This is a genomic window from Streptomyces sp. NPDC059037 (assembly GCF_042740015.1).
Taxonomy (GTDB): domain Bacteria; phylum Actinomycetota; class Actinomycetes; order Streptomycetales; family Streptomycetaceae; genus Streptomyces.
The window spans coordinates 1-8,616 of record NZ_JBHYIG010000366.1 but is presented as its reverse complement, the minus strand read 5'-3'; the positions used below and the strand labels follow the sequence as shown (position 1 = coordinate 8,616).

Sequence of the window (8,616 nt, the reverse complement as noted above, 5' to 3'; positions counted from 1 at the left end):
CGCCCTCACCGCGTTTCCGCACGCGCCCTCACCGCGTTTCCGCACGCGCCCTCACCGCGTTTCCGCACGCGCCCTCGCCGCGTTTCGGCACAAGCGCCGTCGCGTTCCCGCCCGCGCCCCCGTCGCGAATCCGCATCCGCCCCGGTCGCGTGTCGATCGCGTTTCGCCGTGCCCCACCGATTTGCCAAGGCTTAACTCCCACCCCTTGACGACCTCTTGATGGCGTTCCCACTATGTCTCTCATAGCGCAACCCGTCGTGCAGTGCGCAACAGCAGAGGAGCCTGGCCGTGCCACACGAGGTCCGTGCCGTCGTCGCCGTGAAGAAGGGCGCACCCGTCGAGGTGCAGACGATCGTCGTGCCAGATCCCGGAAAGGGAGAGGTACTCGTCTCCGTGCAGGCCTGCGGGGTCTGCCACACGGATCTGCACTACCGGGAGGGCGCGATCAACGACGACTTCCCGTTCCTGCTCGGCCATGAGGCGGCCGGCACCATCGAGGCGGTCGGCGACGACGTCACCGATCTCCGCCCCGGCGACTACGTGGTCATCGCCTGGCGCGCCCCCTGCGGAGCCTGCCGCTCCTGTCTGCGCGGCCGCCCCTGGTACTGCTTCGACTCGCGCAACGCCGCCCAGCCGATGACCCTCCTGGACGGCACCCCCCTCAGCCCCGCCCTCGGCATCGGCGCCTTCGCCGAGAAAACCCTGGTCGCCGCCGGGCAGGCGGTGAAGGTCGACCCGGCGGCCCGCCCCGAGGCCGCCGGGCTCATCGGCTGCGGCGTGATGGCCGGGTACGGAGCCGCCGTGAACACCGGCCGGGTCGGCCGCGGCGACACCGTGGCCGTCATCGGCTGCGGCGGGGTCGGCAACGCCGCGATCGCCGGCGCCTCGCTGGCCGGGGCGCGCCGCGTCATCGCCGTGGACATCGACGAGGGCAAGCTCGACGGCGCGACCCGGTTCGGCGCCACGCACACCGTCAACTCCCGCGGCACGGACCCGGTCGACGCGGTGCGCGAGCTGACCGGCGGCTTCGGCGTCGACGTCGCGATCGACGCGGTCGGCCGCCCGGAGACGTACAAACAGGCCTTCTACATGCGCGATCACGCGGGCGTCCTTGTCCAGGTCGGCGTGCCCGACCCGGAGATGACGATCGACCTGCCGCTGATCGACCTGTTCTCGCGCGGCGGCGCCCTCAAGTCCTCCTGGTACGGCGACTGTCTGCCGAGCCGTGACTTCCCGATCCTCATCGACCAGTACCTCAGCCGCAGGCTCGACCTGGGCGGATTCGTCTCCGAGACCATCGCGCTCGACCAGGTCGAGGAGGCGTTCGGCAGGATGCGGCGAGGCGAGGTCCTGCGCTCGGTGGTGGTCCTGTGACCACGCAGACCACAGCTCCCCGCGTCGTCGTCATCGGCGCCGGCATCGTCGGCTGCTCCCTGGCCGACGAGCTGACCGCCCGCGGCTGGACCGACGTCACCGTCCTCGAACAGGGGCCGCTGCCCGCCCCCGGCGGCTCCACGTCGCACGCCCCCGGGCTCGTCTTCCAGACGGGGCCGTCCAAGACGCTGACCGCCTTCGCGACGTACACGGTCCAGAAGTTCGGGTCCCTCGAAGTGGACGGTCTCTCCTGCTTCAACCCGGTCGGCGGCCTCGAACTCGCCACCACCGACGAACGCTGGGCCGACCTGCACCGCAAGGCCGGATACGCCGCGTCCTGGGGGATCCGAGCGGAACTGGTCTCGTCCGCGCGGTGCAAGGAGATGTGGCCGCTCATCGACGAGAGCCGGGTCATCGGCGGTCTGCACACCCCCGACGACGGGCTCGCCCGCGCCGTGCTCGCCTGCCGCGCGCAGATCGAGCGGGCACGCGCGCGTGGAGCCCGTTTTCTCGACCGGCACACCGTGACGGGCATCGAGCGGGAGGACGGCCCCAACGGCCCCACAGGTGGCCGCGTCACCGCCGTCGTCACCGACCGGGGCACCTTCCCCGCCGACCACGTGGTGTCGGCCGCCGGCTTCTGGGGCCCGGTGATCGGGCGGATGGCCGGGGTCGACATACCGCTGCTCCCCCTCGCGCACCAGTACGCGAAGACGGAGCCGCTGCCCGGGCTCGCGGGCGTCAACGACCCGCGCACGGAGGCGTCGAGGCCGATCCTGCGCTTCCAGGACCGCGATCTGTACTTCCGCGAGCACACCGACCGCATCGGCATCGGCTCCTATGCCCACCGGCCACTGCCCGTCGACGCGTTCACCGTCCCGGCGTACGACGACGCCGAGGAGATGCCGTCCTCGTACCCCTTCACCGAAGAGGATTTCGCGCCGAGCTGGGAGGACTGCCGCCGGCTGCTGCCGGCACTGCGCGACACCGAGGTCGCCGAGGGCTTCAACGGCGTCTTCTCTTTCACCCCGGACGGCATGCCGGTGCTCGGCGAGTCCCGTGCGCTGCGCGGTTTCTGGCTGGCCGAGGCGGTGTGGGTGACGCACTCCGCGGGGGTCGCGAAGGCCGTCGCGGAGTGGATGGTCGACGGGCGGCCCTCCATCGACGTACACGACTGTGATCTCACGCGCTTCGAGGACGCCCAGCGCTCTCCCGCCTACATCGCCGACCGGGGCGCACAGCAGTTCGTCGAGGTCTACGACGTGCTGCATCCGCTGCAGCCGATGGAGCAGCCCCGGCCGCTGCGGGTCAGTCCCTTCTACGCCCGCCAGCAGGAGCTCGGCGCGGTCTTCCTGGAGGGCGGCGGCTGGGAGCGTCCGCACTGGTACGAGGCGAACGCCCCGCTCGCCGCGGGCGTCGAGGTGCCCGAGCGCGACGCCTGGTCGGCCCGCCACTGGTCGCCGATCGCGGCCGCCGAAGCGAAGGCGACCCGCGAGAAGGTCGCCCTCTACGACATGACGCCGCTGCGCCGCCTTGAGGTGTCCGGCCCCGGCGCGCTCGACTTCCTGCAGCGTATGACCTCCAACAACCTGGCCAAGAAGCCCGGTTCGGTGACGTACACGCTGCTCCTGGACGAGGCGGGCGGCATCCGGTCCGACCTCACCGTGGCCCGCCTCGCGCCCGACCGCTTCCAGGTGGGCGCCAACTCCCCCGCCGACCTGGACTGGCTCCTGCGCCACGCCCCGGACGGCGTCCACCTGCGGGACATCACGTCCGGCACCTGCTGCATCGGAGTGTGGGGGCCGCTCGCCCGCGAGCTCGTCCAGCCGCTCACCCACGACGACTTCTCCCACGAGGGGTTCGGCTACTTCAAGGCCAAGGAGACCTACATCGGGCATGTGCCGGTGACGGCGATGCGCCTGTCGTACGTCGGCGAGCTGGGCTGGGAGCTGTACACGGGCGCCGACACCGGGCTCCGGCTCTGGGACACGCTCTGGGAGGCGGGGCAGCGGCACGGTGTGATCGCCGCGGGACGGTCCGCGTTCAACAGCCTGCGCCTGGAGAAGGGTTACCGCGCCTGGGGCCACGACATGACCACCGAGCACGATCCGTACGAGGCGGGCGTCGGCTTCGCCGTCCGGATGAACAAGGGCGATTTCATGGGGCGTTCGGCCCTGGAGGCAAAGGGGACGCCGGAGCGCAGGCTCACCGCGCTGCTGCTCGACGACCCGGCCGCCGTCGTCCTCGGCAAGGAGCCCGTGTCCATCGACGGGGCCGGGGTCCCCGCCGGGTATGTCACCAGCGCCTCGTACGGCTACACGCTGGGCCGTTGCGTCGCGTACGCCTGGCTGCCGCCGCTGGAGGCGGGCACCGGCACGCACATCGAGTACTTCGGCGAGAAGGTTCCCGCGACCGTCGCCGAGGAGCCGCTGTTCGACCCGAAGATGACCCGCATCCGCCGCTGATCGCCTGTCCGCCGTTGGAGGAGTACGCCACCGTGACGACGACCCCCATCTCCGACAGCCTCGTCTCGACGCTGCCGGGCCACTTCTACACGGATCCGGAGATCTTCCGGCAGGAGCAGGAACGCGTCTTCGAGTCCCTCTGGTTCTGCGCGGTGCGCTCCGCCGACCTCAACAAGCCCGGCGCCTTCCGCACCGTCCAGATCGGCCGCGAGAGCATCCTGGTCACCAGGTCCCGCTCCGGAGAGCTGCGGGCCTTCCTGAACATCTGCCGGCACCGCGGCGCGCGGCTCTGCACCCAGGAGTCGGGCGAGGTGCGCCGCAACCTGCAATGCCCGTACCACGCATGGACGTACGACCTCGACGGCAAGCTGATCGCCGCGCCCAACCTGGTGAAGATGCCCGACGTCGACCGCACCGCGTACGGCCTGGTCAAGGTCGCCCTGCGGGAGTGGCTCGGCTACGTCTGGGTGTGCCTGGCCGATGAACCACCGTCCTTCGATGAGACCGTCGTCGGGGCGGCGGTGGAGCGGCTCGGCGACGCGGCGTCCATCGAGCGCTACGGGACCGAGGGGCTCGCCCTCGGCAAGCGCGTCACGTACGACGTGCGCGCCAACTGGAAGCTCATCGTCGAGAACTTCATGGAGTGCTATCACTGCGCGACCATCCACCCCGAACTGACCGAGGTCCTGCCGGAGTTCGCCGACGGGTTCGCCGCCCAGTACTACGTGGGGCACGGCGCATCGTTCGGCGACGAGGTCAGCGGATTCACCGTCGACGGCAGCGCGGGCTTCGGCCGGCTGCCCTCGGTCGCCGACGACCAGGACCGCCGCTACTACGCGATCACCATCAAGCCGACCGTCTTCGTCAACCTCGTCCCCGACCATGTGATCCTGCACCGGATGTTCCCCCTCGCCGAGGACCGCACGGTCGTCGAGTGCGACTGGCTTTACGCACCCGACGTCGTCGCCTCCGGCGCCGATCTCGGCAAGTCCGTCGAGCTCTTCCACCGGGTCAACGAACAGGACTTCGCGGCCTGCGAGCGCACCCAGCCCGCGATGGCGTCACGCGCCTATCGCGGGGGCGGGGTGCTGGTGCCGACCGAGCATCACATCGGGATCTTCCACCAGTGGCTGACCCAACGGCTGGCCTGAGACGACTTGGCCTAGGAAGCCGTAACCGGCCTCTTGTACATCCGCGTCGCCGTGATCTCCCCGTGCACCGTCTCCTCGGCCGGGTCCTGCTGCGGCAGGCCCGGCCGCAGGTGCTCCTCGACGCTGATGTACTTCAGGCCCGCCCGCAGGTCCGCGTCGTTGCGCAAGCGGATGACCAGCGGGAACTCGGCGAGCGCGGTCGTGTCGAACAGGCCCGTGGTGTAGAGCAGCTGCACACCGAGCGCGTCCGACACGGCCCTCTGGAGCTCCAGGAGATACGTCGCGTTGGCGCGGCCGATGGGGTTGTCGAGGAACAGCGTGCCGGCGTGCCGGTGCTTGTCGCGACCGCGGTCGTTGCTGCGCAGCGCGGCCATCGTGCAGTACAGGGCGATGGCCGCGGTGAGCAGCTGACCACCGGAGAACACGTCGCCCATCTGCCCGACGGGCACGCGCTCGGCACGGAGCACCGCGTCCGGCTTGAGGATCTCCACGGCGATGCCGCGCGGCTCCAGGGCGGCCTGAACTCCCCGAAGGAGCAAGGACATTCCGTCCCGCCGCAGATCCGAGTTCTTCTTCACAGCCGCCCGCGTGGCCTCGTCGATGACCTCGCCGAGGCGCTCGGTCAGCGTCGCCTGGTCGGGCTCTTCGAAACGGACCCGCAGGAACTCCTGGCCCGACCACTCCCCCAGGCCCTCGGGCAGCTGGGAGAGGCGCTGCGCGGAACGGAGCGTCGCGAGCGAGGACTCGACCAAGCCGCGCAGCCGGTCGACGATGCTGTCGCGGTTGCGCTCCAGCTGCTCCAACTCGTCGGTGAGGACGCGCAGCCGGGGCGCGAAGGCGTCCGCCCACTTCTTGGCGTGCTCCGGCAGCGCGGAGGCGGGCAGCTCGCGGATCTGCTGGCGGGCGGGGGTGCGTACCTGCTCGTAGCGGGTGGAGTTCGCATGGCGTACGAGGATGTCGCCGGCCTCGCGGACCGCGGCCTCGGCGGCGGAGAGGTCGGCGGCGCAGCCGCGCAGCGAGCGGCGGGTCTCGGCCGCCGACTGGCGGGCCTCTTCGAGGGAGCCGGGGAACGGCTCGGGCTCTTCGGTCCCCTCCTCGTCCTGGTGCTCGCGCAGCAGGTCGCGCAGGAGGGCTGCCGTCTCGTCGAAGCCGCCTGCGGCGTCCTCGGTGGCGCGGTGGGAGTGCAGCAGGGCGGCGTGCGCGTCCTTGGCCTGGGTCAGCGCATCGGTGTGGGCGGCCAGTTCGCCGGTGGCGGTGCGCAGGAGCGTCTGCGCCTGCTCGGCGTCGGCGGGCACGAGGTCTTCGGGGAGCTCGGTGTGCGCGTCGCCGTCCTCGGGGGCGAGCCGCTCGGCCTCGCCGCGGAGCCTGCCGAGCTGCTCGCTCGCGGTGGACGCGCGGGTCTCGATGAGCTGGACCTGGGCTTCCGCGCGGGCGGAAGCGGCCTGCCGGGACGGTCCGTCGGAGCCGTCCGTGCCTTCGAGGAGCAGGGCGGCGCGGGTGCGGACCTTGTTGCTGAGCCGGTCGAGTTCGGCGAGGGCGCCGCTCTCGTCGCTCTCCGCGCGGGCCTGCTCGGCGCGCAGGTCGGCGCCGACGCCGACCTTTTCGTAGAGCTGGGACGCGGCGCGGTAGGCCTCGCGCAGGGCGGGCAGCGAGGCCTTGGGGGCGTCGGTGCCCTCGGGCACGTCCTCGGGGGCGCCCGCGATCTCGGCGCGTTCGGCGCGCAGGGCGCGGGCGGTGCGGCGGGCGTCGTCGGCGGCGCGCTGGGCGGCGCGGCGGTCCTCGTCGGCGGCGCGGGCGCGGTCCAGGCAGGTCTGGGCGCGGGACTCCGACTCGATGGCGTCGTCGGCGAGTTCGCGCAGCTTGGTCTGCCAGCCAGCCCGCTCGCGGAGCCGGAAGGCGAGCCCCGCGAGGGCGTCGGCGACGCGGCGGGCGCGCTGGGCGGCCTCCTGCCGCTCGTCACGCACGCGTGCCGCTTCGGCGGACGCCTCGTCGGCCTCGGCGCGGATGCTCCGGGCCTCGGCGAGCTCCGCCTCGGCCTCCTCGGCGAAGGCGCGGGCGCCGCGTGCGGCGGCGGCCAGCTCGTCGAGCCGTCCCGCCGGGCAGCCGGTGCGCCAGGAGGCGAGCCGCGCGGCGAGCTCACGGTCCTTGGCGAGGCGGACGGCGAGCGCCCTGATCTCCTCGTCGCGCCGCGCGGCCCGTGCGCGCAGCGTCTGCCGCTCCTCGTCGGCGGCGTGCTCGTCGTGCATGGCGGGGTTCGGCGGTACGAGGAAGACTCCCGCATCGCCTGCTTCATCGGCCGGCGTGGGGGCCAGGAGGGCCGCGGCGGTGCCGACGGCGACCGCGGAGCGGGGCAGCAGTGCGGCGCCGTCGAGGGCTTCGCGGGCGCGTGCGTGGGTGGCCGGGTCGGTGATGACGACGCCGTCGACCAGCTCGGGCCGGGCGGCGAGCACGCGCGCGTGGTCGACCGGGTCGACGGCCTGGGCCAGATAGCGCCAGCCGGGCAGCGCGGGGATGCCGTGCTCGCCGAGGAACTCGACGGTGGCCAGGACGTCGGGGCCCGGCGGCAGCAGCCCGCCGTCACCGAGGGCGCCCAGGATGCGGGAGTCGTCGGCGGCGGCCGTCCGCAGCTCGAAGAGCTGCCGCTCGGCGGAGCCGACGCCGTCCTCGAGGAGTGTGCGCAGGTCGTCGGCGCTGCGGTCCAGCTCCGCTACGGAGAGGCACCCTTCGGCCTGACGGGCGCCGTGGCCCGCGTCTTCCGCGCCTGGGGCCCCGTCGGCGGACGCCTCCTGGGTGTCCGTGCCGTGCCGGGGCTGCGGCACTCCTCCTGAGGATGCGCCGCCCGGCAGCCCGAGCAGCTCGGCGAGGCGCTCGTCGGCGGCGATCGAATCGGCGGCCCCGCGCTCGGCGTCGTACGCGTGCTCCGCGGCGTCCGCGGCGTCCGACGCGCGGGCCGCGGTGAGTTCGGCACGGGCCTCGGCGGCGCCCGCCTCCTTGGCGTGCTCGGCGGAGCGCAGCGCGGCCTCGCGGGTGGTCTCCCAGGCGGCGACCGCGGTCTTCTCGGCGTCGCTGGCGGCCAGTGCCGCGCGCGCCGGGTCGGCGTCCGGGGCGGTGTCGTCGAGCCAGCCCGCGCGGACGGCCTCGGCGGTCTCCTGCTCGACCTCGGCCAGGCGCTGGCGCAGGTGGCCGGCCTCGCTGCGGGCGCGCTGGGCCTCGGTGGCGGCGGCGGTGGCGTCGCGGTGGGCGGCCTCGCCGGTCTCCTGGAGTGCGGCCGAGCGCTCCTCCTCCTCGTTGGCGAGCGACTCGGCGCCCTCGGCCGCGGTGTGCAGGACCCGTACGAGGTCGGCCGCCGCCTTGGCGCGGGCGGCGAGCGCGGGCGCGGCGTCCCGCTCGGCCTCCAGGATCGCGGCGGCCACGCGCGCGGAGCGGTCGGCGGCCGCGCGGTGGCGAAGCACGGCCTCGGCGGCCTGCCAGGCGGAGTGCAGCTGACGCGCGTCGGCCAGCTCACGGCGCTGGGCGGCGGCTGCCTTCTCGGCGACGGTGAGCGCCAGCGAGGCGTGCCGGAAGGCGAGTTCGGCGGAGATCAGCGCCGACCTGCCGCGTGCCTGCTCGGCCCTCGTGACGCTGTG

The 8,616-nt window shown here is 73.3% G+C and carries 4 protein-coding genes; 3 read left to right on the top strand and 1 reads right to left on the bottom strand.

Annotation, left to right across the window (positions count from 1 at the left end; genetic code table 11):
- The first annotated feature begins 288 nt into the window (after positions 1-288).
- Genes ACFWY6_RS41900 through ACFWY6_RS41890 form a run of 3 tightly spaced genes read left to right on the top strand, consistent with a single transcriptional unit; the run spans position 289 to position 4,990 of the window.
- The gene (locus ACFWY6_RS41900; RefSeq protein WP_384702089.1) at positions 289-1,374 is read left to right on the top strand and encodes an S-(hydroxymethyl)mycothiol dehydrogenase; all 1,086 of its coding nucleotides are present in this window, start codon (positions 289-291) and stop codon (positions 1,372-1,374) included.
- The gene (locus ACFWY6_RS41895; RefSeq protein ID WP_384702086.1) at positions 1,371-3,839 is read left to right on the top strand and encodes an FAD-dependent oxidoreductase; all 2,469 of its coding nucleotides are present in this window, start codon (positions 1,371-1,373) and stop codon (positions 3,837-3,839) included. Before ACFWY6_RS41900 ends, ACFWY6_RS41895 begins: the two co-directional genes overlap by 4 nt.
- Before the next feature lie 32 nt (positions 3,840-3,871).
- Positions 3,872-4,990 (top strand): aromatic ring-hydroxylating dioxygenase subunit alpha, encoded by a 1,119-nt coding sequence (locus ACFWY6_RS41890; RefSeq protein WP_384702083.1) that lies wholly within the window; start codon positions 3,872-3,874, stop codon positions 4,988-4,990.
- An 11-nt stretch (positions 4,991-5,001) separates the two neighbouring features.
- Here ACFWY6_RS41890 and ACFWY6_RS41885 read toward each other — a convergent pair.
- On the bottom strand, positions 5,002-8,616 hold a 3,615-nt coding region (locus tag ACFWY6_RS41885; RefSeq protein ID WP_384702080.1), incomplete at its 5' end, for a hypothetical protein.